Source organism: Methylobacterium sp. J-077 (assembly GCF_022829365.1).
Taxonomy (GTDB): domain Bacteria; phylum Pseudomonadota; class Alphaproteobacteria; order Rhizobiales; family Beijerinckiaceae; genus Methylobacterium.
This window is the reverse complement of record NZ_JAKSYJ010000206.1, coordinates 37,991-63,965: the sequence shown is the minus strand read 5'-3', so window position 1 is coordinate 63,965 and position 25,975 is coordinate 37,991. Positions and strand designations below refer to the sequence as shown.

At 69.7% G+C, this 25,975-nt stretch carries 25 protein-coding genes, 1 pseudogene and 1 other annotated feature; of the genes and pseudogenes, 16 read left to right on the top strand and 10 right to left on the bottom strand.

The window, feature by feature from the left end; all coding sequences use genetic code 11:
* The first annotated feature begins 3 nt into the window (after positions 1 to 3).
* From MKL11_RS24575 to MKL11_RS24565, 3 genes are all read left to right on the top strand, one after another.
* On the top strand, positions 4 to 1,806 hold the full coding sequence (locus MKL11_RS24575) for a stimulus-sensing domain-containing protein (protein ID WP_409565907.1): 1,803 nt from the start codon (positions 4 to 6) through the stop codon (positions 1,804 to 1,806).
* Positions 1,806 to 2,246 carry an HPr kinase/phosphorylase gene (locus tag MKL11_RS24570; protein WP_279600694.1) on the top strand — a complete coding sequence of 147 codons (441 nt, stop codon included), beginning with the start codon at positions 1,806 to 1,808 and terminating at the stop codon, positions 2,244 to 2,246. Before MKL11_RS24575 ends, MKL11_RS24570 begins: the two co-directional genes overlap by 1 nt.
* A gap of 174 nt (positions 2,247 to 2,420) precedes the next feature.
* Positions 2,421 to 2,822: a PTS sugar transporter subunit IIA gene (locus tag MKL11_RS24565; RefSeq protein ID WP_007561549.1), complete on the top strand. Its 402-nt coding sequence runs from the start codon at positions 2,421 to 2,423 to the stop codon at positions 2,820 to 2,822.
* A gap of 6 nt (positions 2,823 to 2,828) precedes the next feature.
* Here the strand turns inward: MKL11_RS24565 and MKL11_RS24560 are convergent, their stop codons facing one another.
* The 9 genes and pseudogenes from MKL11_RS24560 to MKL11_RS24520 form a co-directional block, all read right to left on the bottom strand.
* Complete coding sequence (locus MKL11_RS24560; RefSeq protein ID WP_243948130.1) at positions 2,829 to 3,653, bottom strand: EamA family transporter; 825 nt, start codon at positions 3,651 to 3,653, stop codon at positions 2,829 to 2,831.
* Between the two features lie 76 nt (positions 3,654 to 3,729).
* Positions 3,730 to 4,851, bottom strand: coding sequence for a Fic family protein (locus tag MKL11_RS24555; RefSeq protein ID WP_313900779.1), 1,122 nt, complete (start codon positions 4,849 to 4,851; stop codon positions 3,730 to 3,732).
* A 58-nt stretch (positions 4,852 to 4,909) separates the two neighbouring features.
* Positions 4,910 to 6,223 carry an ATP-dependent protease ATPase subunit HslU gene (hslU, locus tag MKL11_RS24550; RefSeq protein ID WP_243948076.1) on the bottom strand — a complete coding sequence of 438 codons (1,314 nt, stop codon included), beginning with the start codon at positions 6,221 to 6,223 and terminating at the stop codon, positions 4,910 to 4,912.
* 117 nt (positions 6,224 to 6,340) lie between these two features.
* A pseudogene (locus MKL11_RS24545) lies at positions 6,341 to 7,838 on the bottom strand (SulP family inorganic anion transporter).
* A 59-nt stretch (positions 7,839 to 7,897) separates the two neighbouring features.
* Positions 7,898 to 7,953 (bottom strand) — a sequence feature (sul1 is cis-regulatory element that is thought to sense ions involved in sulfur or methionine metabolism; They are found in Alphaproteobacteria).
* A gap of 52 nt (positions 7,954 to 8,005) precedes the next feature.
* Complete coding sequence (locus tag MKL11_RS24540; protein WP_243948075.1) at positions 8,006 to 9,676, bottom strand: methyl-accepting chemotaxis protein; 1,671 nt, start codon at positions 9,674 to 9,676, stop codon at positions 8,006 to 8,008.
* 130 nt (positions 9,677 to 9,806) lie between these two features.
* Complete coding sequence (gene hslV, locus MKL11_RS24535; protein WP_243948126.1) at positions 9,807 to 10,337, bottom strand: ATP-dependent protease subunit HslV; 531 nt, start codon at positions 10,335 to 10,337, stop codon at positions 9,807 to 9,809.
* Positions 10,338 to 10,448: 111 nt separating this feature from the next.
* Positions 10,449 to 11,201 (bottom strand): SGNH/GDSL hydrolase family protein, encoded by a 753-nt coding sequence (locus MKL11_RS24530; protein WP_243948124.1) that lies wholly within the window; start codon positions 11,199 to 11,201, stop codon positions 10,449 to 10,451.
* A 234-nt stretch (positions 11,202 to 11,435) separates the two neighbouring features.
* On the bottom strand, positions 11,436 to 11,885 hold the full coding sequence (locus MKL11_RS24525) for a cupredoxin domain-containing protein (RefSeq protein ID WP_243948073.1): 450 nt from the start codon (positions 11,883 to 11,885) through the stop codon (positions 11,436 to 11,438).
* A gap of 103 nt (positions 11,886 to 11,988) precedes the next feature.
* Positions 11,989 to 12,144 (bottom strand): hypothetical protein, encoded by a 156-nt coding sequence (locus tag MKL11_RS24520; protein WP_243948071.1) that lies wholly within the window; start codon positions 12,142 to 12,144, stop codon positions 11,989 to 11,991.
* 42 nt (positions 12,145 to 12,186) lie between these two features.
* On the opposite strand from MKL11_RS24520, the gene MKL11_RS24515 reads away from it, so the two are divergent.
* The 3 genes from MKL11_RS24515 to MKL11_RS24505 all read left to right on the top strand — a co-directional run bounded on the left by MKL11_RS24515 (position 12,187) and on the right by MKL11_RS24505 (position 14,135).
* Positions 12,187 to 13,413 carry an MSMEG_0565 family glycosyltransferase gene (locus MKL11_RS24515; RefSeq protein ID WP_243948069.1) on the top strand — a complete coding sequence of 409 codons (1,227 nt, stop codon included), beginning with the start codon at positions 12,187 to 12,189 and terminating at the stop codon, positions 13,411 to 13,413.
* The gene (locus MKL11_RS24510) at positions 13,406 to 13,684 is read left to right on the top strand and encodes an MSMEG_0570 family nitrogen starvation response protein (RefSeq protein ID WP_243948067.1); all 279 of its coding nucleotides are present in this window, start codon (positions 13,406 to 13,408) and stop codon (positions 13,682 to 13,684) included. The genes MKL11_RS24515 and MKL11_RS24510 overlap by 8 nt, the downstream gene beginning before the upstream one ends.
* 151 nt (positions 13,685 to 13,835) lie before the next feature.
* Positions 13,836 to 14,135 (top strand): hypothetical protein, encoded by a 300-nt coding sequence (locus tag MKL11_RS24505; RefSeq protein WP_243948065.1) that lies wholly within the window; start codon positions 13,836 to 13,838, stop codon positions 14,133 to 14,135.
* A 25-nt stretch (positions 14,136 to 14,160) separates the two neighbouring features.
* Here the strand turns inward: MKL11_RS24505 and selB are convergent, their stop codons facing one another.
* The gene (gene selB / locus MKL11_RS24500) at positions 14,161 to 16,107 is read right to left on the bottom strand and encodes a selenocysteine-specific translation elongation factor (protein ID WP_243948062.1); all 1,947 of its coding nucleotides are present in this window, start codon (positions 16,105 to 16,107) and stop codon (positions 14,161 to 14,163) included.
* A gap of 435 nt (positions 16,108 to 16,542) precedes the next feature.
* On the opposite strand from selB, the gene MKL11_RS24495 reads away from it, so the two are divergent.
* From MKL11_RS24495 to MKL11_RS24450, 10 genes are all read left to right on the top strand, one after another.
* Positions 16,543 to 18,057 carry a CYTH and CHAD domain-containing protein gene (locus MKL11_RS24495; protein ID WP_243948060.1) on the top strand — a complete coding sequence of 505 codons (1,515 nt, stop codon included), beginning with the start codon at positions 16,543 to 16,545 and terminating at the stop codon, positions 18,055 to 18,057.
* A 147-nt stretch (positions 18,058 to 18,204) separates the two neighbouring features.
* Positions 18,205 to 19,386, top strand: a complete 1,182-nt coding sequence (locus MKL11_RS24490) for a carboxylate-amine ligase (RefSeq protein WP_243948057.1) — start codon at positions 18,205 to 18,207, stop codon at positions 19,384 to 19,386.
* A 246-nt stretch (positions 19,387 to 19,632) separates the two neighbouring features.
* Entirely contained in the window at positions 19,633 to 20,094 is a 462-nt protein-coding gene (locus MKL11_RS24485; protein WP_243948056.1) for a tellurite resistance TerB family protein, read from the top strand.
* A 100-nt stretch (positions 20,095 to 20,194) separates the two neighbouring features.
* On the top strand, positions 20,195 to 21,475 hold the full coding sequence (locus MKL11_RS24480; protein ID WP_243948053.1) for a Zn-dependent hydrolase: 1,281 nt from the start codon (positions 20,195 to 20,197) through the stop codon (positions 21,473 to 21,475).
* Positions 21,472 to 22,704 (top strand): allantoate amidohydrolase, encoded by a 1,233-nt coding sequence (locus MKL11_RS24475; RefSeq protein ID WP_243948052.1) that lies wholly within the window; start codon positions 21,472 to 21,474, stop codon positions 22,702 to 22,704. Before MKL11_RS24480 ends, MKL11_RS24475 begins: the two co-directional genes overlap by 4 nt.
* A 55-nt stretch (positions 22,705 to 22,759) precedes the next feature.
* The gene (locus MKL11_RS24470) at positions 22,760 to 24,043 is read left to right on the top strand and encodes a beta-ketoacyl-ACP synthase (protein ID WP_243948050.1); all 1,284 of its coding nucleotides are present in this window, start codon (positions 22,760 to 22,762) and stop codon (positions 24,041 to 24,043) included.
* Complete coding sequence (locus MKL11_RS24465; RefSeq protein ID WP_243948048.1) at positions 24,040 to 24,807, top strand: SDR family NAD(P)-dependent oxidoreductase; 768 nt, start codon at positions 24,040 to 24,042, stop codon at positions 24,805 to 24,807. The genes MKL11_RS24470 and MKL11_RS24465 overlap by 4 nt, the downstream gene beginning before the upstream one ends.
* Positions 24,808 to 24,919: 112 nt before the next feature.
* The gene (locus MKL11_RS24460) at positions 24,920 to 25,207 is read left to right on the top strand and encodes an SH3 domain-containing protein (protein WP_243948046.1); all 288 of its coding nucleotides are present in this window, start codon (positions 24,920 to 24,922) and stop codon (positions 25,205 to 25,207) included.
* A gap of 53 nt (positions 25,208 to 25,260) precedes the next feature.
* The gene (locus tag MKL11_RS24455) at positions 25,261 to 25,614 is read left to right on the top strand and encodes a hypothetical protein (protein ID WP_243948045.1); all 354 of its coding nucleotides are present in this window, start codon (positions 25,261 to 25,263) and stop codon (positions 25,612 to 25,614) included.
* On the top strand, positions 25,604 to 25,957 hold the full coding sequence (locus tag MKL11_RS24450; RefSeq protein WP_243948044.1) for a type II toxin-antitoxin system PemK/MazF family toxin: 354 nt from the start codon (positions 25,604 to 25,606) through the stop codon (positions 25,955 to 25,957). The genes MKL11_RS24455 and MKL11_RS24450 overlap by 11 nt, the downstream gene beginning before the upstream one ends.
* The last annotated feature ends 18 nt before the right edge of the window (positions 25,958 to 25,975 follow it).

Genomic DNA, 25,975 nt, shown 5'->3' with positions numbered 1-25,975 from the left:
TCCGTGACCGGCCGTACACCCACCCAAGTCGAGGACGCTCAGCCGCGCGCCTCGTTCACCCAGCTCCTGTCCCGACCGCTGACCTGGCCGCGCGCCCTCTGGGACGCCATCGGCCAGCGCGCGTCGTCGAGCCTGACGCGCCGCATCGTCGTGCTCAACCTCGTCGGGCTGATCGCGCTGCTCGTCGGGTTTCTCTATCTCAACCAGTTCCGGCAGGGCCTGATCCAGGCCCGGATCCAGAGCCTGGCGATCCAGGGCGAGATCATCGCGGGCGCCATCGCGGCCTCCGCCTCGGTGGATACCGACACGATCCAGATCGACCCCGACAAGCTGCTCCAGCAGCAGGCCGGCGAAGCCGCGGAAGAGGAATCGCAGCCGCTCGCGTTCTCGCTCAATCCCGAGAAGGTGGCGCCCCTGCTGTCGCGCCTGGTTACGCCCACCGGCAATCGCGCTCGGGTCTACGACCAGGAAGGCGGGTTGCTGTTCGATACGCGGACCCTTTTCAAGCGCGGCGATGCCGGCCGTGGCGACGCGATCACCGCCAAACCGCACAAGGCCGGCATGCTCGAATCGGCCTTCGAGGCGATCCAGGGGAAACTGAGCGGCCTATTCGGCAGCCGCACCACGCAGCCCGAGGAGACCGGCCCGGTCAACGGCCATTCGCTGCGCGAGGTGCAGGCCGCGCTCGGCGGCAATCGCGGCAGCCTCGTCCGGCGCAACGCGCTGGGCGAGACCACCGTGTCGGTGGCGGTGCCGATCCATCGGGCCGGCTCGGTGCGCGGCGCGCTGCTGATCTCGACGCAGGGCGATGCCATCGACCGGGTGATCGCCTCCGAGCGCTTCGGCCTGCTCCAAGTGTTTCTTGTCGCCTCGGCCGTGATGGTGGTGCTGTCGGCGCTGCTGGCGGGTGCCATCGCGGGCCCGGTCCGGCGCCTCGCCGAGGCCGCGGAAAAGGTCCGGATGGGGATCAAGACGCGGGAAGAGATCCCGGATTTCACCCAGCGCACCGACGAGATCGGCCACCTCTCCGGGGCGCTGCGGGACATGACGCAGGCGCTCTACCGGCGCATCGACGCCATCGAGAGTTTTGCCGCCGATGTCAGCCACGAGCTGAAGAACCCGCTGACTTCGCTCCGCAGCGCTGTCGAGACGCTGCCGCTGGCGAAGTCGGACGATTCGCGCGGCCGCCTGATGGCGATCATCCAGCACGACGTGAAGCGTCTCGACAGGTTGATCAGCGACATCGCCGACGCCTCGCGGCTCGACGCCGAACTCGCCCGCGCCGAGGCGCGCCGGGTCGATCTCAAGAAGCTGCTCACGACGGTGGTCTCGGTAGCGAACGAGCGGCGGCGTCCCAAGGACTGCCTGATCCTGCTCGACGTCGAGCCGATCCCGGACCAGGATGCGCCGTTCACGGTCATCGGCCACGACAGCCGGCTGGGGCAGGTCGTCAACAACCTCCTCGACAATGCCCGCTCGTTCTCGCCCACCGAGGCCAAGGTGCGGGTGGCCCTGCGCCGCGTCCGGGGCGAGGTCGAGCTGGTCTGCGAGGACGAGGGTCCCGGCATCCCCGAGCACGCCCTGGAACGGATCTTCGAGCGCTTCTACACCGACCGTCCCGAGCAGGGTTTTGGCCAGAATTCGGGCCTTGGCCTGTCGATCTCCCGCCAGATCGTCCAGGCCCATCGCGGCATGATCCGCGCCGAGAACCGCCCGGGCGCGCCCGACGAGGACGGCGAGCCCACGGTGCGCGGTGCCCGCTTCACCGTCCGCCTGCCCGCCGCGCCGCGGCAGCTCCACGCCTGATGCCGACCCTGCACGCCGCCTGCGTGATCCTGGGCGAGGCCGGGATCCTGATTCGCGGCCCGTCCGGATCCGGCAAGACGAGCCTGGCGGTCCTCCTCGCCACGGAAGCGGACGGAGCCTTCGTAGCCGACGATCGCGTCGTCTGCGATCGACGCGGCGGCGCGCTCGTGGCCCGGCCCCACGAGGCACTGATCGGGCGCGTCGAAATCCGCGGCCAGGGCATCCTGTCGGCTGCCGAACTCGGCCTAGCACTCCGTCATGAGGCGGATTTGTGCCTCGTGGTCGATCTTATAGACGAAATTCCCCGTCTGCCTGAACCGCCGGACGATACCGAAATTCTCGAAATACGGTTGCCCAGCATCGTCCTCGACCGCGGCGTCCGGAGTACCGGCTTGGCGCAGCTGCTGATTCGTGCGGCGCTGCGAAAGCGCAGGTCGTGACTTCGCAGCCGCACAGGTCGTTGATTCGCGTCGTGGTGGTGCGACCCCATGGCGTCCGAGGAGCGCGCATGGCATGATCGTGGCAATGTCCGAGCAAAAACGTCGCGATCGCCTTGCTGGGGTCAGTGCATTGCACAACATGGCGGCAGACAGAGGACGTTGGAACACGTGTCGATGATTGGCATGGTGCTCGTCACGCACGGGCTGCTGGCGACCGAATTCAAGGCCGCCCTGGAGCACGTGGTCGGCCCGCAGGATCAGATCGAGACGATCACGATCGGGCCGGAAGACGATATGGAATTGCGACGGCGGGACATCATGTCCGCGGTTTGTCGCGTGAACACCGGTGACGGTGTGGTGGTGCTCACCGACATGTTCGGCGGCACGCCCTCAAACCTTGCGCTCTCTTGTATGAACGGCGGCTCGGTCGAGGTGGTGGCGGGGATCAATCTGCCGATGCTGATCAAGCTGGCGAGCGTCCGCGACGAGGAGAACCTCGGCGACGCCGTCCTTCACGCCCAGGAAGCCGGCCGCAAGTACATCAACGTCGCGTCGCGCGTTCTGGCCGGCAAATAAGATCTTTCAGCCTTCGATGAGCGCGGCCTCCAGGACTGGCCGGCGCGACGTGGCGGTGATGCCCGCGGATGCAGCGATCACCAACCCCATTGCGAGCCATTGAACGGCGCCGAGCCGCTCGCCGAGCAGGGCGAAGCCCGCGCAGGCCGCAACCGCCGGCTCCAGGCTCATCAGCACGCCAAAACTCTTGCGGTCGAGGCGCCGCAACGCGAACATCTCCAGCGAATAGGGCAGGGCGCTCGACAACAGCGCCACGGTCAGCCCGGCAACCAGGATCCGGGGCGCAAGCAGGTCCGGGCCGGCCTCGGCGAAGCCGAACGGCGCCACCACCAGGGCGGCCATCAGCATGCCCAGTGACACGGCTTGTCCGCCGTCGATTCGGCCGGCCCGCTGCCCGAACAGGATGTAGAGCGCCCAGGCCAGGGCCGCCCCGAGGGCGAGGGCGACGCCGAGCGGGTCGAGCGCATTGGTCGACGCGACCGGCAGGAGTAGCCCGAGGCCCACCACCGCCACGCCGATCCAGAGGAAATCCGCTCGGCGGCGCGACGCGATGAGCGCGATGGAGAGCGGCCCGGCGAACTCGATCGCCACCGCCGGCCCGAGCGGAAGGCGTGCGATCGACAGGTAGAACAGCAGGTTCATCAGCCCCAGGGTGACGCCGTAGAGCGCGATCCACCCGGCCTCGCGCTGCGACAGGCTGCGCCGCCACGGCCGCCAGACGGCGATCAGGATCAGCGCAGAGAAGCCCACGCGTAGGGACGAAGTCCCGGCCGCGCCGACGATGGGGAACAGGCTCTTGGCGACGGTCGCGCCGTATTGCAGCGAGATCATGCCGCCAACCAGTGCGGCGACCGGGAAAAGTGTGGCGCCGTGGCTCGGCTTGGTGATCGTCACAGACACGGATCTCTCAGACGTGCGGCTCAACCAGACGGTAGCTAGTACTGCGTCCCCCCGCCGGGCCGCGCATCAGGAGCCCGCGCGCGGTCAGATCTTCGATGTCCCGAAGGGCGGTATCGTGCGAGCACGTCGCGATCTGCGCCCATTTCGACGTCGTGAGCTTGCCCTCGAATCCGTCGAGGAGGCGGCCTAGCATCATGCGCTGGCGCGGGTTCACGGGCTGCGCTTCCAGTGCGCGCCAGAACCGCTCCTTGCGCAGGACCGCCGTGAGCGTGGTCTCGGCGTCGGCGATGGCCGCGTCGAGGATTCCGAGAAACCAAGCCAGCCGCGCCGTGATCTCGAGATCGCCCTTCTGGGTGGCTTCGAGCGTCTCGTAATAGGCGTTCCGCTCGGCCCTCAGCCGCGCGGACATGCTGTAGAAGCGCCGTCCCGTCCCCTCGGCCCGGGCTAGCGCCATATCGGCGATGGCGCGGCCTATGCGCCCGTTGCCGTCGTCGAACGGATGGATGGTAACGAACCAGACATGCGCAATCGCGGCCTTGAGGACCGGGTCGGCCGGATCGGCTGGGTCCTCGAACCACCTCAGGAAGCGATCCATTTCTTCGGCGATCCGGTCGGCAGGCGGTGCCTGGAAATGCACCCGCTCGCGCGCCCGGGGGCCGGCGACGACGCGCATCGGTCCAAGCGCATCGGTCCGCCACGCTCCGATGGTGATCGGCTGGCGCCCGATATCGCGGTGCGGGAACAGCGCTATGTGCCAACCGAACAGACGTTCGACGGTCAGCGGCTCGGTGAAACCTTGGGTCGCGTCCAGGACCATCGTGACGATCCCGTCGACCTGCCGCCCGCTCGGAACGAGGCCTGCGGTCTCGATCCCGAGCCGCCGCGCCAGCGATGAGCGGACCTCGTTGCTGGCCAGGGTCTCGCCCTCGATCTCGCTGGTCTTGACCGCGTCTTGGGTAAGGGTGTCGAGGATGGCTTCCTGGCGCAGATTGAAGCCAAGGGCTTCCATGCGGCCCAGCAGCCGGCCTTGGCGGTAGCGAACCGCGCCCAGCGGGCCTAGGAGCGCGGTCTCGTCCCAGCGGAAGCGGGGCCAGTCGGGATGGTCGTAGGTATACACCAATCGACGCATATCATGCGTCGATTGCCCACCTCAATCGAGGCATCGGCCTCGGGCGATCAGCGCGCGCTCACAGAATGAAGCGGCTCAGATCCGCGTTGGCGGCGAGGTCCTCGACCCGGGACCGCACATAGGCGGCGTCGATCGGCACGGTTTCGCCGGAGCGGTCGGTGGCGGTGAACGAGATCTCGTCGATCACCCGTTCCAGCACAGTCTGGAGCCGACGGGCGCCGATATTTTCCACGGACGAATTCACCTCGACGGCGACCCGGGCCAGCGCGTCCACGGCGTCGTCCGTGAAGGTGAGCGTCACGCCCTCGGTCTGCATCAGCGCGACCGTCTGCTTGAGCAGGCTGGCCTCGGTGGAGGTCAGGATCTGGCGGAAATCGTCCACCGTCAGCGGCTGCAGCTCGACCCGGATCGGCAGGCGGCCCTGGAGCTCGGGCAGGAGGTCGGACGGCTTCGAGACGTGGAACGCGCCGGACGCGATGAACAGCACGTGGTCTGTCTTCACCGGGCCATGCTTGGTCGCCACCGTCGTGCCCTCGATCAGCGGCAGCAGGTCGCGTTGCACACCTTCGCGGGAGACGTCCCCGGAGGAGCGTCCCTCGCGGGCACAGATCTTGTCGATCTCGTCGAGGAAGACGATGCCGTTGTTCTCGACCTCGCGAATCGCCTCGCGGATCAGGGCGTCGTCGTCGACCAGCTTGTCGGATTCCTCGGCCAGCAGCGGCGCGTAGGCGTCCCGCACCAGGACCCGGCGCGGCTTGCCGCGCTGGCCGCCCAGCGCCTTGCCGAGCACGTCGCCGATATTGATCGCCCCCATCGAGGCGCCCGGCATGCCGGGGATCTCGAACATCGGCAGGCCGGCGGGGGCACCGGAGGCCAGTTCCAGCTCGACTTCCTTGTCGTCGAGCTCGCTGTCGCGCAGCTTGCGCCGGAAGCTGTCGCGGGTCGCCTGGCTGGCAGTGGGCCCGACCAGGGCATCGAGGATCCGGTTCTCGGCGGCCGCCTCCGCCTTGGCTTTCACGGTCTCGCGCTTGGCCTGTCGGGTCAGACCGATCGCCACCTCCACGAGGTCGCGGACGATCTGCTCGACGTCGCGGCCGACATAGCCGACCTCGGTGAACTTGGTCGCCTCGATCTTCAGGAACGGGGCATTGGCCAACCGGGCCAGCCGCCGGGCGATCTCGGTCTTGCCGCAGCCGGTCGGCCCGATCATCAGGATGTTCTTGGGTGCCACCTCCTCGCGGAGCGGGCCGGTCAGCTGCTGGCGGCGCCAGCGATTGCGAAGCGCGATCGCGACGGCGCGCTTGGCGTCCTGCTGCCCGACGATGAAGCGATCGAGTTCGGACACGATCTCGCGCGGAGAGAACGTCGTCACCGCTGTGCCATCCTGTTTTTCCCGGCCCGACGAAACCGCGAGCCCAGGCCGGGAATGGGGTCGCGGCGCGCGCGACGCAAGAGGCAGGGCGCTCCCGGGGGCGCCAGGACGGGCCGCTCAGTGCCCCGCCGGCGATGGCGCAGCGCCGACCTTGTCGTGCGTGCCGAACCGCTCGACCAGGGTCGCGCTGGCGGCGTTCAGACCGACCACCTCGACGATCCGCCCGCGGCTGCGGGCCTTCAGCACGACGCGGTCGAGGGCGGCCACCGCCGAGATATCCCAGAAATGTGCGTTCCGCAGGTCGATGACGAGGCGGTCCACCGGCTCCAGCACGTCGATCGCCTCCGAGAAGGTGCCTGCGGAGGCGAAGAACACCTGCCCGGCGACCTGATAGGTCCGGGTCTGGCCGTCTCGCGAGAGCGCGGAGGTGACCTGGCTGAGCCGCGACACCTTGCCGGCGAAGAACACGCCGGACAGGAGCACGCCGGCGAGCACGCCCATCGCCATATCCTTGGTGGCGACCACGACAAGGACGGTTGCCAGCATGACCGCCGAGGACGGCAGCGGGTTGGTGCGCAGCTGCGCCAGCGAGCGCCAGGAGAAGGTGTTCAGCGACACCATGATCATCACGGCCGTCAGGGCCGCGACCGGCACCACCGCCAGCAGGTCCTGAAGCGCCACGAGGAGCAGCAGCAGGAACGCGCCTGCGACCAGCGTGGACAGCCGGCCCCGCGCGCCCGAGGAGACGTTGATCACTGATTGCCCGATCATCGCGCAGCCGCCCATGCCGCCAAACACGGCCGAAGCCATGTTGGCGATGCCCTGGCCCATGCATTCCCGGTTCTTGTCGCTGCCGGTGTCGGTGAGGTCGTCGACGATCTGCGCCGTGAGTAAAACTCTCCAGCAGGCCGACCGCCGCCAGCGTCGCCGCGTAGGGCAGCAGGATCCGCAGGGTCTCGAAGGTCAGCGGCACGTTCGGCAGCGCGAAGCTCGGCAGCGTCGCGGGCAGAGCGCCCAGATGCGAGACCGTGCGCACGTCGAGGTGGAAGATCGCCGTCACCGCGGTCAGCACCGCGATCGCCACGAGAGGCGCGGGCACCGCTCGTGTGATCCGCGGGAAGCCGTAAATGATCGCGAGTCCCAGGGCGATCAGCCCGTAGGTCGCCGGCGTGACGCCGGTGAGTTCGGGCATCTGTGCCAGAAAAATCAGGATCGCCAAGGCGTTGACGAAGCCGGTCATCACCGATTGCGAGACGAACCGCATCAGCCGGCCGAGCTTGAGCAGGCCGGCCAGGATCTGGATCAGCCCCATCAGGATGGTGGCGGCGAACAGGTACTGGACCCCATGCTCGCGGACGAGATCGACCATGACCACTGCGGTGGCGGCGGTGGCGGCCGAGATCATCGCCGGGCGCCCGCCCGTGAAGGCGATCGTGCAGGCGATGACCACCGAGGCGTAGAGCCCGACCTTGGGATCGACTCCGGCGATGACCGAGAAGCCGATCGCCTCCGGGATCAGCGCGAGGGCGACGACGATCCCCGACAAGGTATCGCCGCGGATGTTGGAGACCCACGGCCCGAGAAGGCCGGCGGTTCCGGAGGTGTTGCGTGGCATGAAAAATCCGCACGAGACGCGCGTCCGCACCGATGGCGGAGGAGGGAGCGTCTCGGATGCGTGGTCCGGCGGATCGGCGGCCGGAAGAGCCACCCGGGCTTTCACCGGGTCCTAGCGAATGCCGCGATCCTACGAAGCATCGCGCTGCGACGCAACATCGTCTCGTGTCAGGCCGCTCGCACCTGCGCCACGAAGCCCGCGACCTCGCTGCCCAGCCCGTCGGAGCGTCGGGCGATGTCGGCTGCGGCGTCGAGGACCTGGTCGGCGCTGGCTCCGGTCTCATGCGCGGCGTCGAGCACCTGCGACATCGTCTCGGTCACCGCGCGGGTGCCGCTCGCCGCCTCGGCGACGCTCCGGGCGATCTCCTGGGTGGCGACCTGCTGCTGCTCCACGGCCGCGGCAACGCCGATCGCGATGCCGTGGACCTGCTCGATCGTGCCGCCAATCGCCTCGATGGCGGTGACCGCTTCATGGGTCGCGGCGCGCATCGCGGCGATCTGCCCGGCAATCTCGTCCGTGGCCCGGCCCGTCTGGGTCGCCAGCGCCTTCACCTCAGTTGCGACCACCGCGAAGCCACGTCCGGCCTCGCCGGCGCGCGCCGCCTCGATCGTGGCGTTGAGGGCGAGCAGATTGGTCTGTCCCGCGATGGTCGAGATCAGCGACACCACCTGCCCGATGCCGTCGGCGCTGCGGGCGAGCGCCTGGACGCTGGCGCGGGTCCGCCTGGTCGCTTCCACGGCGCTCGCCGCTGCCTCCGAAGTCTGCGTCACCTGGACGCCGATCTCGCTGGCTGTCGCGGCGAGCTCTTCGGTGGCGGCCGCCACCGCCTCGACATTGTGCGCGGTGGTCTCAGCGGCGCGGGTCACGGCCCTGGATTGCTGATCGGAGCGCTCGGCATTGCCGGCCATCGCGGCGGCGGCCCGCTCCATGCCGGTGGCGGCATTGGCAAGGTGACCGACCAAGCCGCCGATGCTGCCCTCGAACTGGTCGGCGAGCCCGATCATTTCGGCACGCTTCAGGGTCGCTGCCTCCGCACCCGTGCGCTCGCGCTCCAGTCGCAGGTCTTCAGCCTCTCGCATCGTCCCGGCAAAGACCGTCATGCTTGCCCAGATCGCCCCGATCTCGTCACGGCCGGCCTTGACGGCCGGAAGCGTCAGATCGCCCCGGGAGAGGCGCTGGATCGCCTCGGAGACAGCCCGCAGCGGCCGGGCGATCTGGCGCTGCCCCACCAGGAGACCGAGGGCCCCGCAAGCGAGGGTGCCCAACAGGGCGAGCGCCAGCAGCAGGCGCATGCGGGCCTGGAAGAGATCCTGGGTTTCGGCTCTGATCGTGGCCATCTCGGTGCGGCCGTGGCTCACCAGCGCGTCGATGCTGGCCTGGAATGCCTTGCGGTTGGCCCGATTCACGTCGTTGAAGCCGAGATCGGCTGCAGCGCGGGGGCTTATCGTTTCGCCCGCTTTGGCGATGGCAGTCCGCATCGTCCGATAGGCATCGGCGTGACGCGCCATCGCGTCGAAGAGCGGCCGCTCGTCCTCGGTCACCAGGGGCGCCCAGGCCGCACGGAGCGCGTCCATGTCGGCGAGGCCCTTGCGGACGCCCGCGGCATATTTCGCCGCGTCGGACGTGTCGGCGGCGGCGTAGACCCCGCGCGAATCCATCGTCACCTCGGCGGCGAGGCGATTGAAGTTCGCGGCGTCGAGGGCGCGGGTCGATGCGCCCTCGACCTGCGTCAGAGCCTGCTCGAAGCTCCGAAGCGTGGCGACGCTCACACCCGCCACAACCAATGTCGTGAGACTGCAGGCGCCCACAAAGGCCAGGAGTTTCCCGCCGATTTTCATTTTAGGTCCAGGCCAAGCGTTTATTGGTCTGAGACTAGGCAAGATTGTTCAATGTGGCGTTAATCATCGCTCGGGGCCGATCAATCTCGAACCGCGGGCGACAGATGCGCTCAAGACTGGCAGATGCAGGCTAAGCCTGATCGAGCGCCTCGATGACGAGATTGCCGTTGGTGTAGACGCAGATCTCGGCGGCGATCGCCATGGCCTTGCGCACGATCGCCTCCGCGTCGAGGTCGCCGTCCTCGAGGGCGCGGGCGGCTGCCAGGGCATAGTTGCCGCCAGAGCCGATCGCCATCACGCCGCTCTCCGGCTCCAGCACGTCGCCCGAGCCCGACAGCAGCAGGCTGACCTCGCGGTCGGCCACCACCATCATCGCCTCGAGGCGGCGCAGGTAGCGGTCGGTGCGCCAATCCTTGGTCAGCTCGACGCACGCCCGGGTGAGCTGGCCGGGATACTGCTCCAGCTTGGCTTCGAGCCGCTCGAACAGCGTAAAGGCGTCGGCAGTGGCGCCCGCGAAGCCGCCGATCACCGCGCCCTTGGCCAGGCGGCGGACCTTGCGGGCATTGCCCTTCACGATGGTCTGGCCGAGGCTGACCTGCCCGTCGCCGCCGACGACGACGCGGCCGCCCTTGCGGACCATGAGGATCGTGGTGGCGTGCATCTGGGGCACGGAGCCCCTGTCGTCGTACCTGAAGGCGTCCTGGCTCACGATGGGGCTCCGATCTCGGTCCGGCCGAGATGGGGAGCTTTGCCGGCCGCGTCCAGCCGCAGGCTACTCGGCGACCGCCTCGGCGGTCTGCACCGTGCCGGCATCGTGCAGGATCGATTCGGCTGCGGCCTGGGCCAGCAGGGCGTAGCCGCCATCGGCCATGTGCAGGCCGTCCGAAGCGAAGAGCTGCTTGGCCGTCAGTTTTCCTTCACGAACCCAACCATGCATCAGGTCGGCCCGGCGAATCACCGGCACGTCGAGCTCGTCGCCGATCGCCCGCACCGCATCGCGGAACCGCGACGAGCCCGGCGTCGAATCGAGCTTCGGGCACCATTGCGGCTCCATCAGCACCACGTCGATACCGGCCTCGCGGATCCGCCGGATGGCGGCGGCAGTGGCCTCGTGAAAATGCTCGATCGAGACACCGCGCAGCGGATCGTTGCTGCCGGTCTGCCAGATGACGAGTTGCGGCTCGGCCGCGATCACGTCGCGGTCCAAGCGCTTCAGCATGTCGTCCACATGCTCGCCGCCGATGCCGCGGTTGATCACGGCCACATCTAAACCGTGCAGCTTCTTGCGCAAATCAACCTGAAGGCGCGCCGGGTAGGAATAGGCTGGGCTCGACGCGCCGATTCCCTCCGTGGAGGACGAGCCAAAGGCCACGATCTTGAGCGGCGCACCGATGGCGATCTGACGGGCGACGTGCGGCAAGTCCGGGCTGTCGTTCAGGTCGATGCCGAGGAGATCCAGGGAATCAGGCAGCAAATCCGTGTAGGCGAGCACCGCGGTAGGCACCAGCAGCAGGCTGCACACCATCAAGACATCGCGCAGCCGCTTGCGGCGCGGCCTGGCGGGACTGACGGATGTCGAATTCTGGGACACAGGACCGATTGCTCCGCCGCTCGTCGACGATAGATACAATCTGACACAGGGGCCTGAAAAGAGCGGTTCCGCGCGCGTGTTGAAGTCGAACTGAATTCGTAACACAAAATTAAGTCTGGGACGCCGCGCGGCCGGAACCACCTGGCGAATCCAGCAACGATGCCCGGATCAGCCGGCCGGCGGCGACAGGACCAACTTGCCGACGAACGGTGCGTCGCGCCTGTTATTAGCGGTGCAGGCGTAGCTGTGCTCCCCGGCATCGAGGGTACGCAGCTTGAGTGTCCCGTGGCCATTGGCTTTCACCGTGTAGCCCTTCTCGCTCATCACGTGCACGAGGTCGCCGTCGGCGTGCAGCAGGTGGCCCTGCTCGAACTGGCCTGCCGCCGTGATCGTCACCGGAACGTTGGCCTGGCTGACGACCTGCAGAACCACGTCGGTGTTGGCCGGCAGGCGCAGATCCGCCGGCGCGCAGACCGGCTTGCCGTCCTGAAGGGTAACGGTCAGCTCGACCGGCGGTATCGCGTCGCTCGCGGGCTTACCGAGCTGCGGGTTGTCGGCGGCGCCTGCCGAACCTGTGCACAGCGTGGCCAGAGCGGCGGCGATCAGGATGTTACGCACGGCTCGGGTTCTCCAACAGCTTCAGCGACAACGCTTTCAACGTCCGGGTATCTCGGCGGCAATGATGCGGCGGGAGACCCGTTCCGGTACGCGACGCCGTGGCTCAGATCAGGCGGACGCGCGTCGGCGATCGCGGCAGATACAAAACCGACGTTTTATTGCGCAGGCGGCGCGGCAGCGCAGTTTTCGGCATGATCGATGCGACCCGGGCGGCGCGGATCACCGAGCGGGCGGCGGGGATCCTGGTCCGGGACTTCACATGCGAAGTTCCGACCGGCTACGGGCCTCGGTGAGCCGTCCCATGGTCGACCGCTTGCGCATCGCGATCCTCACGCACTCGACCAATCCCCGTGGCGGCGTGGTCCATGCCCTGGCGCTCGGTGAAGCCCTGTGCAACCTCGGGCACGAGGCGGTGGTGCATGCGCCGGACCCAACTGGCCGCGGCTTCTTCCGCGATGCGCGCTGCCCGGTGGTCTCGGTAGCGGCCAAGCCGGTCAATGAACCGACCGTAGCGCTGGTCCGGTCCCGGATCGCCGATTACCTGTCGCATTTCTCGACGCCGGCCGCCTGCGACTTCGACATCTTCCATGCCCATTGCAGCATCAGCGGCAACGCGCTGGCGACCCTGACGCGCCGTCGCCTGATCCCGAGCTTCGTCCGTACGGTCCACCACATCGACACGCTGACCGACCCGCAACTCCGCCAGTGGCAGGAGCGGGCGATCGTGGATGCCGGGCGGCTGCTCTGCGTCAGCCGGACTTGGGCCGCGACCCTCGCGGCGGAATATGGGGCGCAGGCCGATGTCGTCGGCAACGGCGTCGACGGATCCGTCTACACGCCGGAGCCGGAACCCGGCGATGCGGAACTGCGCGTGCGCCTGGGGCTCGGCACCGGACCGGTCTACCTGAGCGTCGGCGGCTTCGAGGCGCGCAAGAACACGCTGACTATCATCGAAGCCTTCGCGCGCCTGCGCCGGCATATCCCTACGGCACAGCTGATCGTGGCCGGCGGTGCCTCGCTCCTCGACCACGCCGGCTACGAAGCCCGATGCTGTGCCGCCCTGGAGCGCGAGGGCCTTGAGGTCGGCCCGGGCAAGCCCGTGATTCGGACCGGGCCGATGGCGCAAGGCGACATGCCGGGTCTCTACCGGATCGCCGACACCCTGGTCTTCCCGTCACTGAACGAGGGCTATGGTCTGTGCGTGCTGGAGGCAATGGCCTGCGGCACGCCGGTCATCGTCTCGGCGCGGCCGCCGTTCACCGAGTACCTCGCCCCCGGCGAGGCTCTCTCGGTCGAACCTGACGATCCCGAGGTGATCGCCGCCGCCATGGAGACCAGCCTGGATCCGGCCCGGCGCGTCCGCCTGCGGGCCGGAGGCCTGGACGTTGCCCGGTCGCATGCCTGGGATGCCTGCGCTGCTCGCCACCTGACGACCTATGCGTCCCTGGTTCCCGGACCCGCGCCGGTCGCGACGATCGCCACGGGGTCGGCCGCCTGGAACACCACACGGATCCCCGGCGATGCCTGAGATGCGCTTCCACATCCGCTGGCCCGATGGCAGCCGCGACGCCTGCTACTCGCCGACCCTGGTGATCAAGGACCACCTCGCCGTCGGCCAGGATTACGCGCTCGACGAGTTTCTGGCGCTGACCCGCCTCGCGCTCGGCAGCGCCAGCGAGAAGGTGCGCGCGCGCTACGGCTTCCCCTGCGGACGGGCGGAGGCGCAGCTCGCCCGGATCGAGGAGGCCGCCCGCCGCCAGGTTCCGGGCACCGTGCATGTCGAGGCGTTCGAGGAGTGATTTTTTCGGATCGGAGCGCTGGGTGATTGCGGGACGATCCGCCCGGACCGGATCGCTTGGCGTGCGTGTATCCGTGTCGAACCGACACAGCGAGGATCCCCGCCCCGGCGGCGTTGTCCTCCGACACGATCGCTTCGAACCAGGCACACAGATGAACTTCCGGATCGCCACGGCTCTCATGGTGATCGCGGCGCCCGCCGTCGCGCAGACGCGCCCGTCGAGCACCGCGATGACCTGCCAGCAGACGGTGAGGCTGATTCAGACAAGCGGCGCCCTGGTCCTCGGGACCGGTGGCCAGACCTATGACCGCTTCGTTCGGGACCGGTCGTTCTGCGAAGTCACCGAGATCGCCCGGCGGGCCTTCCGACCGACCCGCGACAACTCGAACTGCCTGATCGGCTATACCTGCTACGAGCCCGGCACCGACGATTGGCTGGGCGAGGGCTTCTAGCTCCGGCGCGAGCGGTGCCGGACACTCAGTGTCTGGCGCCTTCCAGCGCCACGATCACCCGGCGGTCCCCGGTCCGGCGGCTGAAGCCGACGGCGTCGAGATGCTCCAGGAGCGGGATCGAGAATTTGCGCGAGATCCCCAACGCGGCACCGGCCTCCCGGGCCAGAAAGCCTGTCTCCGGCGTGGTGGCGTTGGGGAAGGCTTCCGCGAGGCGCGTCCGGGCGACCGCCACGGCCTCGCGGTGGAACAGCACCGCCCGGCGCTGCACCCGGTCGATCGCGCGGATCACCGTGCCGGCGCCCACCAAATAGGTCAGTGCTTCGCGTCGGCGGACGTCGCGGCCGACCGCCTCGGCCTCGTCGGGAGGGGTGAGGCCGGCCCGGCGAAACAACTGCTCGAGCTTGCGCGCGGTCTCGCTCTCGTTGCGGGCCGGATCGAAATCGGACCGGCGCCAGAGCGCGCCGGTCTGGACCGTGCCGCCCGTGCCCGCGAGGTCGCGCAGGACCAGGCCGGTCAGGGCTTCCGGCAGCGACAGCAGCTTGGCCAGACGCTCCACCGCGATGCCGTGCTCCATCGGGTTGTCGCGGTGATGCGCGGTCAGCGCCGCCAGGGCGCCGGTGCGCAGCGCCGCGAAGGCCGGGGCGCCGATATAGCGGTCGCCGATCTCGCGGGCGCCGGAGGCGGCGAGCATCTGCTGGGCGCGCTCGGTTCCGGTGCCGGCCGCGCGGGCGAGATCCGGCAGCGTCGCCCCGGCTGCAGCGGCCTGCGACAGGCGGACCGCCATGGCGTCCGTCGGCCTCCCGCTCGTCAAGGCGATGAAGTCGGCCAGCACGCGTGCATCGTGCCGCCGCCTGCGGCGGCTGACCGGGTCGAGGACGCGGCCGCCGGCCACGGTCTCGGCCGGGGAGTCGAGCCGGAGCACGAAGGGCTCGCGGGCGGGCACAGTGACCGGCTCGGCGAGGTGCAACTGTGCCGGCGCGGTCGCGCCCGGTTCCAGGACATCGCGATCGAGCAGACGCAGGCGAGCCTCGACCTCGGTGGTGCCGAACAGCAGCCGGCAGGCGCTGCCGCCGGCCAGGGGGGACCCGGCGCTGGCCGCTGCGGTCAGCACGACATCGAGCCATTGCGACGGCGCCAACAAGCCGGGTCCCGTGAGCGCGTCGCCGCGGGCGATCTCGTCGAGGCCGACGCCGCGCAGGGCCACGGCGGTCCGGCGTCCCGGCTCGGCGCGCGCGACCGGGCGGCCGTGGATCTGCAGGCTGCGCACCACCGCGCTGCGGCCGCCGGGGACGATCTCCAGGGTGTCGCCGACCGCCAGCGGACCGCGCCGCAGGGTCCCGGTGACCACCGTGCCGAAACCCGGCCGGGTGAAGACCCGGTCCACCGGCAGGTACGGGAAGCCGTCGTCGGTTCCGGGTTCCGCATCGGCCAGCAACGCGGAGAGAGCGCGCGCGAGATCCGGGACACCGGCGCCGGTGAGCGTGGAGGTGGCGATCACCGGCCCCGCGGCGATCCCGGCGCGCGACGCGGCGGCGGTGATCTCGGCGGCGCGCGCGGCGATCGTTTCGGGCGTTGCCAGATCCGCCTTGGTCAGCGCCAGCACGCCGCGGCGGACGCCGATCAGCCGTGCGATCTCGAGGTGCTCGACCGTCTGCGGCTTGATGCCTTCGTTGGCGTCGACCGCCAGCAGGACGGCGCGCATGCCGGTGGCGCCGGAAATCATGGCGCGGACGAAGCGCTCGTGGCCGGGCAGGTCGACCAGATCGATCTCACCCTGCTCGGAGGTCAGCAGCGCGAACCCCGGGACGATCGAGACGCCGCGGTCCCGCTCCTCCTTAAGCCTGTCGGTCTCGACTCCCGTGAGCGCCCGGACCAAGGCCGTCTTGCCATGGTCCACATGCCCGATCACACCGACCAGAAGTGTCTTCAAGGGAGCCACCGACCCGACGATCTCCGCGGCGCAACCGTCCACGCTGGGCGCACCGCATTCTCAGCTAGGGATTCCGTCTCGCTGGCACGGCGTCGTGCGGATCGCCGCCGAGCGGTCGGGGCCGGGGCGCAGGAGGCAGATGAATTGTGGACAATCGGTCTTGCCACGGCATCCCGGATTGGGAAAGTGGAAATGTGACGCGACTCTTTACGCAGGCTACGGGCCAGTCGGCTGCCGCCGTATGACGTGTCGACAAGGTCTTGCGTTCCTGTCGCTTCCGATTGCGGCGTCCTGGGGCGTGCGCCGTCGCAGTCGCGATCGGTTCGGCGGCAACCGTGCGGGTTGTATCAAGGACTTAGAGCCAGTCCCGATTGCATCGCCGCGGGGATCGGCCCTAGACCGTCTTTCAAGACGCTCGGATGCAACCCGGCGGGCGCCCAGCCGAGTTATGAACCGGACGTTTCTGAAGAGGAGAGCATGAGCGAGACCGATAGCCACGCCGTGGCAGCCCCCCGTGAGATCGAGCTGAAGCTCGACTGCGCGGGCCCCGATCTGACGGCACTCGCGGCACACCCGCGGCTTCAGGGAGCGGACAGCTCCAAGCCCGAACTCCTCGTCACCACCTATTACGACACACCGAATCAGGATTTGCGCGCGGCCGGGCTGACCCTGCGGGTCCGAGCCCAGGGCGGTCGGCACATCCAGACCGTGAAGGCCGGCAAGGGCGGAATCGGCCTGTTCGACCGGGCCGAGTGGGAGACCGAGATCGCGGGCGAGTCGCCGGATCCGGCGGCCTGGGCCGAAACGGCGGCGGACAAGGTTCTGCGCAAGGCGGGCGCGCCCCTGGAAAAGCTGTTCTCCACCGTGATCACGCGCCGGGTGGTCCCGGTGGAACAGGGCGCATCGCGGATCCTCGTCACCCTCGACGAGGGACGGGTCGAGAGCCCGGCCGGCGATACGCCGTTCTGCGAGCTTGAGCTGGAACTCGCGGAGGGCACGGCCGCCGACCTGTTCGCCCTGGCGCAGACGCTCGCCGAGACCGTGCCGCTGCGCTTGAGCGCGACCGCCAAGAGTGCCCGCGGCTACGCCCTGGTGGACGGGACCGGACCATCGGTGGTCAAAGCCGAGCCGATCGAGCTGCCCGAGGGCGCGAGCGCCGGAGACGTCTTCGGCCTGGTGGCCCTTGCCTGCCTGCGCCATCTGCACCTCAACGAAACCGTGTTCCTGGCGAGCCATGCGCCGGAGGCGCTGCACCAGATGCGCGTGTCGCTGCGGCGGCTGCGCTCGGCGCTGTCGCTGTTCGCTCCGATCCTGGACGCGGATCCGCGGGCGGTCAGCTTCGGCGACGAGATCAAGCGCGTCACCGAACCCTTCGGCCACGCCCGCAACCTCGACGTGTTCCTCGGGCAGACCCTGCCGAACCTCGTCAAGGACCGCCCGGACGACGCCGACCTCACCGCCGTTCGCGAACTGGCCGAGGCCGAGCGCGCGAAAGCCTACGACGCGGTGCTGGCGATCCTGGAAAGCCCGCAATGGCGCGGGCTGATCATCGACTTCGCCGGCTGGGTCGAAGCCGGGGCCTGGGCGGCTCAGGATGCCGCCGCCGAAGATGGTCCCGCCTTCGCGGCGCAGGTCTTGGATCGCGCCCGCGAGCGCCTGAAGAAGCGCGGCCGCGGCCTGAAGAAACTCGATCCGCATACCCGCCACCGGGCGCGGATCGCGGCGAAGAAGCTTCGCTACGGCGCAGAATTCTTCGCCGGGCTGTACACCAAGAAGAAGGCTCGTCGCCGTCAGGACAAGTTCGGCGCTTCGCTCTCGGATCTGCAGGATCACCTGGGCACGCTGAACGACCTCGAGACGGCGCGATCGATGATGGAGAGCCTGGGCGGCCCACCGATGCCCGGTCCGGACGACGAGGGCACCCGGGAGCTGCTGATCGCGGCCGCGGAGGCACGGGCCGAACTGCTCGACGTCAAGCCATTCTGGCGCTGAGGTCTTCTTCGGAGCGCGCGGCTCCGGACTGAAAAGCCAGATCCGCGCCCGGTCGCGACGCGATTCGGCACGGATCTCGCGAAGCGCCCTCGACCCGGAACGCGGCCGAGAGGCCGGCCTTCGGGCAAGAGACGGCGAGGAGCGCGGATGGCCCACGCCTACCGATTCGGGATCGAGGAAGAATTCTTTCTGGCCGATGCCCGCACCCGCGGCTCGCCGCGCGCCCGGCTGAAAGCGTTCCACGCCACCGTGAAGGCCCGGCTCGATACGGCCGAGCGCGAGCAGCTCCAGTGCCAGATCGAGATCGCATCGCCCCCGACCGCAGACAGCGCCGAAGCGCGGGCGCATCTGGCGGACCTGCGCCGCCGCTTGTCCGAGATCGGTGCCGAGCGCGGTATCCTGCCCTTCGCCGCCGGGACGCATCCGACCGCACGATGGCGCGACCAGAGCGCCACCGACAAGGCACGCTACCACGGCATCATGACCGACCTGCGCATGGTCGGGCAGCGCAACCTCGTCTGCGGGCTGCACGTCCATGTCGAAGTGCCGGATCCCGACGCCCGTATCGACCTGATGGGGCGGCTGCTGCCGTTTCTGCCGGTGCTGCTGGCGCTCTCGACCTCGTCGCCGTTCTGGCAGGGCGAACGGACCGGCATGGCCGGCTACCGGACCCGCGCCTACGCCGAGCTGCCGCGCACCGGCCTGCCCGAGCTTTTCGCCGACCCGGCCGTCTATGCCCACTACGTGGACGTGATGACCCGGAGCGGCGCCATCGCGGATGCGAGCTTCCTCTGGTGGCAGCTGCGCCCATCGCTGAAATACCCGACGCTGGAATTGCGCGTGGCCGACAGCTGCACGCGCCTGGACGACGCCCTCTGCATCGCTTCCCTATTCCGGTGCCTGGTGCGCCGGGTTGTCCGGGACCAGACCCTCAATGCCGGGATGACCGCCGCGTCCCGGGGCTTCATCCGGGAGAACCTGTGGCGCGCGGAGCGTGACGGCGTCCAGGCCACGCTGATCGACGAGGCCCGGGCGCAGGCGCTGCCCATGGCCGAGATGGTCGAGACCCTTCTCGCCGAGACGGCGGAGGATGCCGAGGCTCTCGACTGCGTTAAGACCTGCACGCGGGCCCGGATCATCGTGTCGGAAGGGTCGAGCGCCGACCGTCAGGTCGCGGTCTTCGCGGCGGCGCGCAAGCGCGGCGCCCGGGAACGCGAGGCGCTTTCGGCGGTGGTGGACCATCTCGCCCAGGAGACCGCCGTAAAAGAGACCGCCGTCGGAGCGGCAGACGCGGTTGTGGCCACCCGCGCACCGTCCCGACGGCGTTGAGCTGGAACCGGGCCCGCCTGAGGGGGGGGATAGCGGGCCTGGGATCCATCGGACCGCGCTGGGGACGCGGTTGAACATATCCCTCACATACGCATGTTGCCGGAGGATTTCTGGATCGCGGTGCATTCAAAATCCCGCCCCGAACCCCGAACCCGCGGCGCGTTGACCGGGTGCTCCCAGGCACCTTCCTTCCGCCCCGCGGTCTGCTATCCCTCCCGCTCCGGCGGACAGCCTCGAATTTTCGGCATGAGCTTTATCAGCGACATTTTCGGCCGTGTCGGCCGCACCGTGACGGCTTATGCCGGCGACAAGGCCCTGATGCTCGCCGCAGTCTCGGCCGCCGCCAACGTCATCGTGGCCGACGGCGAGGTGGCGAGCGAAGAGTTCGACGCGGCCTTGCACGGCCTGCGCGCCGATCCGGTCCTGGAGAAGGGCTACGACGCGCTGATGCTGGAGACGGAACTGTACGAGGGCATCGCTCGGGCGCGCACCCGCCTCGGCCGCGCCGAGAATCTGCGCCATGTCGCGTCCATCGTCGAGCGGCCGGTGAGCCAGCGCGAGAACGTCTTCCTGATCGCCGCCGACGTGGCCGATCAGGACGGGATCAGCGGCATCGAAGCGAACGCCCTGGGCGAGATCGCCAGCGCGCTGCAGGTCGACGGCGAAGGGCTGCTGCGCGCCAACCCGGTGCGGCGGCTGCCGGTCTGACCCGGCCGGCTGGCATCACCGTTGCTCCGGGCCGGCGCGTCGCCCGATAACCGTGATCGCGACGCTTGTCGCACGGCACCGCGCCGTGAGAGGACCCGCCATGGCCGAAACCAACCCGAGCAAGACCGACAACCTGCGCGCCAACGGCGCCCGCCTCTGGGCCACGATCCTGGAGACGGCCGCGTTCGGCGGCACGCCGGCCGGCGGCATTAACCGGCTGACTCTGTCGGCTGAGGACGGCCGCGTCCGCGACTGGTTCCGGGAGGCCTGCGAGGCCGCGGGGCTCACGGTCTCGGTCGACGCGCTCGGCACCCAGTACGCCGTGCGGCCGGGGCGCGACATGAACCGGGCGCCGATCGCGTTCGGTTCGCATCTCGATACGCAGCCGACCGGCGGCAAGTTCGACGGCGTGCTCGGGGTCCTGGCCGGGCTCGAAGTGATGCGCAGCCTGAACGATGCAGGCATCGAGACCGAGACGCCCCTGATGGTGATCAACTGGACCAACGAGGAAGGCTCGCGCTTCGCCCCCGCCATGATGGCCTCGGCCGCCTACGCGGGCGAGTTCACCACGGACGAGATCCTGGCCAAGCGCGACGGCGCCGGGATCACCGTGGCCGAAGCCCTCGACGCGATCGGCTATCGCGGCGACGAAGCCGTGGGCGCGCGCACGATCGGCGCCTTCCTCGAGCTGCATATCGAGCAGGGCCCGATCCTGGAGGCCGAGGGCAAGACCATCGGGGTGGTCGAGGGCGGCCAGGGCATCATGTGGTTCGACGGCCTGATCACCGGCTTCGAGAGCCATGCCGGCACGACGCCGATGCCGCGGCGCCGGGACGCGCTGCTGGTTCTGTCCGAGTTCGCCCTCGCGGCCGAGCGGATCGCCCTGGCGCACGCCCCCTCGGCGGTTGCCACGATCGGCGAGGCCCAGATCCTGGCGCCGTCCCGCAACGTCGTGCCGGGCCGCGTCGCCTTCACGGTCGACGTGCGCGATCCCCGCTCGTCGACGCTCGACGCCCTGGAGGCAAGCCTGCACGAGGCCGCCACCGAGATCGCCGAGCGGCGCCGGCTGGAGATCGCGCTCACCCGGATCTGGCGCAAGGAGCCGGTGCCGTTCGATCCGGCCATCGTCGCCGCGGTCGACGAGGCGGCCGAGAGCCTCGGGCATCCGCGGCGCCGGATCATCTCGGGGGCCGGGCACGACGCCTGCAACCTCGCGGCCAAGGTGCCGACCGCGATGATCTTCGTGCCGTGCAAGGACGGCGTGAGCCACAACGAATCGGAATCCGCCACGCCCGGCGATTGCGCCGCCGGCGCCGACGTCCTGCTGCAGACGGTGCTCCGCCTCGCCAACGCCCCACGGACGGCAGAACCCGCGCGATGATCTTCGCCCCGCGCATCCAGGAGCGCCTCGACGCGCTGGCGGCGATCACTGCCGAGCCGGGCGCGATCACGCGCTTCTACCTGACCCCCGAGCAGGCGCGGGCCGAAGCCCTGGTGGCCGGCTGGATGCGCGAGGCCGGCCTGAGCGTGCGGCACGACGCCGTCGGCAACCTGATCGGCCGCCTGGAGGGGCCGGAGCCCGGCGGCCCGGCGCTGATCGTCGGGTCGCATCTCGACACGGTACGCAACGCCGGCCGCTACGACGGACCCCTCGGCGTGATCACCGGGATCGCCTGCGTCGAGGCGCTGGCGCGCGATGGGGTCCGCCTGCCGCACGCCCTGGAGGTGGTGGCTTTTTCGGACGAGGAGGGTGTGCGCTTTGCCGCCACGCTCACCGGGAGCAACGCCTTCGCCGGCCGTCTCGACCCGGCGGCGCTTCGCGCGACCGATGCGGACGGGATCACGGTCGCGGCCGCGATGCGGGCTTACGGGCTCGATCCCACCGCGACCGCCACTGCAGCGCGCCGGCCGGATGAGATCCTGGGCTACCTTGAACTCCATATCGAGCAGGGGCCGATGCTCGAAAAGGCCGGCCTGCCGGTGGGGGTCGTCACGGCGATCTCCGGGGCCAGCCGCCTGGACCTCACCCTCACCGGCGAGGCCGGCCATGCCGGCACTGTCGCCATGAGCGAGCGGCGCGATGCCCTGGCGGGCGCCGCGGAATGCGTGCTCGCCATCGAGGCGCGCTGCCGCGGCGAGGCGCATCTGGTCGGCACCGTCGGCCGAATGCAGGTCGATCCCGGGGTGGGGAACACGATTCCCGGCGCGGTGCGCTTCTCCCTCGATCTGCGTGCGCCCGACGATGCCCAGCGCCTCGCCGCGCTCGCCGACATCCGGGCGGCGTGCACGGGGATCGCGGAAAGCCGCCGGCTGGATCTCGGCATCGAACCGACGCACCAGGCCGCGGCAGTGCCTTGCGATCCCGGCCTGACCGAGCTGATCCGCAACGCCATTGCCGCCGAAGGCCTGCCCGTCTTGGCCCTGCCGAGCGGTGCCGGCCATGATGGCATGGCGGTGGCTGCCATCGCCCCGATTGCCATGGTGTTCGTGCGCTGCCGGGGCGGCATCAGCCACAACCGCGCCGAGTTCGCGAGCGTGCCGGATATCGAGGCCGGGGCGCGGGTGCTGTTCGGGGCGATCAAGGCGTTCGGGGCACGCAACGGGGACTAGTCAACCTGATCGTGCGGTGGGTGTACGCCACCAAAAAATCCCGTACAGACGCGCCATGAGCGCGCGATCCCATCGCGACGCCCGGGGCCGGCCGCTGATCGCGGTGACGGGCCTCGGCGTCGTCTCCTCCCTCGGACAGGGCCAGGCCGACACCTTTGCGGCCATGAGTGCCGGCCGCTCCGGCATCCACGCCATCGGGCGGTTCTCCACCGAAGGCCTGCGCACGCGCATCGCCGGCACCGTCGATTTTCTGGATACCGAGCCGCTGATTGCGCCGCTCCTGTCCGAGCGCTTCGCCGCGGAGGCCGCCGAGGAGGCGGTAGCGCAGGCCGGCATCGGAACGAAGGGCGATTTCCCTGGGGCGCTGTTCATCGCGGTCCCGCCGGTGGAGATGGAATGGCCGCAGCGCCAGGCCTTGGCCGAGGCGGCGGGCGGCGACGGCGACGTCGATTATGCCGGCCTGCTCCGGGCCGCGGCGACCCGGCGCTTCGATGCCTGGCACGACCTGTTCATCTTCGGCACCGTGGCCGACCGCATCGCCGAACGGTTCGGGACCAAGGGCTCGCCGATCTCGCTCTCCACCGCCTGCTCGTCGGGCGCCACCGCGATCCAGCTCGGCGTCGAGGCGATCCGCCGGGGCGAGACCGCGGCGGCACTCTGCATCGGCACCGATGGCTCCGTGAATCCGGAATCGCTGATCCGGTTCTCGCTGCTCTCGGCGCTCTCCACCCGCAACGACGTGCCGGAAGAGGCCTCGAAGCCGTTCTCGAAGGACCGGGACGGCTTCGTGATGGGCGAGGGCGCGGCCGCCCTTGTCCTGGAGGATGCCGAGGCCGCGGTCGGTCGGGGTGCAAAAATCCTCGGCTACGTGCTGGGCTGCGGCGAGAAGGGCGACGGCTTCCACCGCACCCGCTCAAGCCCCGACGGGGCGCCGGTCATCGCGGCGATCCGGGCCAGCCTGGACGATGCCGGGCTCGGACCCGAGGCGATCGACACGGTGAACGCCCACGGCACCTCGACCCCCGAGAACGACAAGATGGAGGCGTTTGGCCTCGCCGCCGTATTTGGCGACCGCGCGCCGTCCCTGCCTGTGACCTCCAACAAGTCGATGATCGGCCACACGCTGACGGCGGCCGGCGCCATCGAGGCGGCGGTCTCGCTGCTGACGATCCGCCACGGACGCATCCCGCCGACCATCAACCACCGGGTGCCGGACCCCGCGATCGGCCTCGACGTGGTCGAGACCGCCCGGGACTTGCCGGTCCGGACCGTGCTGTCGAATTCCTTCGGGTTCGGCGGCCAGAACACCTGCCTGGTGTTCGGGGCGGAGCCGGCGTGAGCGCCGAGGCTGACGCGCGCCGCGTCCTCATCACAGGTGGCGCCTCGGGAGTCGGCGCGGCGATCGTGCGGGCGCTGGCCGGCGCGGGCTACGCCGTCGACTTCACTTATCGCTCCTCGGCCGACGCCGCCGAGGCCATGTTGGCCGAACTGCGCGCAGCGTATCCGGATCGCCCCTTCACCGGGCATGCCCTGGACCTCGCCGACAAGGCCGCCCTCGACGCCTTCTGCGACAGGGCCGAGGCGACCGCCTATCACGGGTTCGTCCACAATGCCGGACAGCCCTCCGACGCGCTCGCGGCGATGTTCGATCAGGACCGGGCCGAGGCGGCAATGCAGGTCAATTTCTTCGCCCTGACCCGCCTCGCCAAGGCGCTGGTCCGCCCGATGACCCAGGCGCGCGCGGGCCGCATCATCGCGATCGGCTCCGTGGCGGCGCTCCGCGGCAATGCCGGCAACGCCGCCTACGCGGCGACCAAGGGCGCGCTGATCGCCTATTGTCGGACCCTCGCGATCGAGACCGCCAAGCGCGGCGTCACGGTCAACGTCATCGCCCCGGGCTTCGTCGACACCGCCATGATGGCCCGCTACGCCGCCCACCGGGCCGGGATGGAGCGCCAGATCCCCGCCGGCCGGTTCGCCCAGCCCGAGGATGTCGCTGCGCTGGCCGCCTTTCTGATGGGCGATGCCGCGGCCTACATCACCGGGGCGGTGCTGCCCGTCGATGGCGGGCTCACCGCGATGATGGGCGTCCACCGCGCCTGATTTCTTGTGTGATCGCGTATCTCCCCCGCAGGCTCACGGCGATAGCGGCCGCCGTGATAAGTCCCGAGACCGGAATTCACTCTCACATGCGCCCTGCTTGAGCGACCTGCCGATGCGCGCCCGCCTCATCGTCCTCGCCGGCTTCTGCTTCGTGGCGCCCCTCGTCCCGGGCGGCGCCTGCGCCGAACCGGAAGTCTACCGGATCTCCGGGCTGCCCCCCGGCGAGCCCCTCTCGATCCGCGCCGAGCCGGATGCCGCGTCCGAGCAGGTCGGCGAGATCCGCACCCGCGCCCTGGTGTTCGGCTGCACCAACGACACGCCGAGCCGCACCACGTGGTGCCGGGTCAAGGCCGGCCGCGTCCTGGGTTGGGCGCGGCGGCGCTACCTGGCGCCGGAATAGGCCTTGTTGATCCCCCGGGCAGCGCTGGCTACCTCTGGGCCGGAGGTGTTCCGATGGCGACCATGATCCTGCGCGACGAGGTGCTTCGGGCGCGCCATATCGAAGGCGATCCCGAACTGGCCCGCGCGATCCGCAGCTTGTCACCCGACGAGCCGATCGTCCTGCGGATCGAGGGGCAGCCGATGCGGTTCCGTATGGTGCGGGACGGTGCGACCGGACAGCCGACCGACGCCATCAGCCCGGACGATCCCGAGGCGGCGACGTGGCGGCATCTGCAGACGCGCCGAGGCGCGACGATCACCGTCGAGCGCGAAGCGCCGCGAACCGATCCTTACCTGTTGCCCCTGAGCGCGACGCTGACCGAGTGGAACAGCCCCGAAGACGCGGCCGCCTACGATGGACTTTGAGCGCTACGATGTCCTGACCGCGCTCTTTCCCTTCATCGACGTGCCGGTTCGCAAGCCGCGCCCGGTCGTGGTCCTCTCGAACGGCAGCTTCAACAGCGCGCACGGGCAGGTCGTCGCCGCCATGATAACCACCGGCGCCGACAGCCACTGGCCGAGCGATGTCCCGATCATCGATCTCGCCGCAGCAGGCCTTCGGCACGGCTCGGTCATCCGGTGTAAGCTGTTCACTCCGCCGAACAGCCAGATCGGCCGCCGGATCGGGCATCTCGCCGAACCGGATGGCACCCAGTTGGCGCTCAATATGGCCGCAATCCCGGGCGTTCCCCATCGCGCCGAACCCTAATCAAACGTGCGGCTTCTG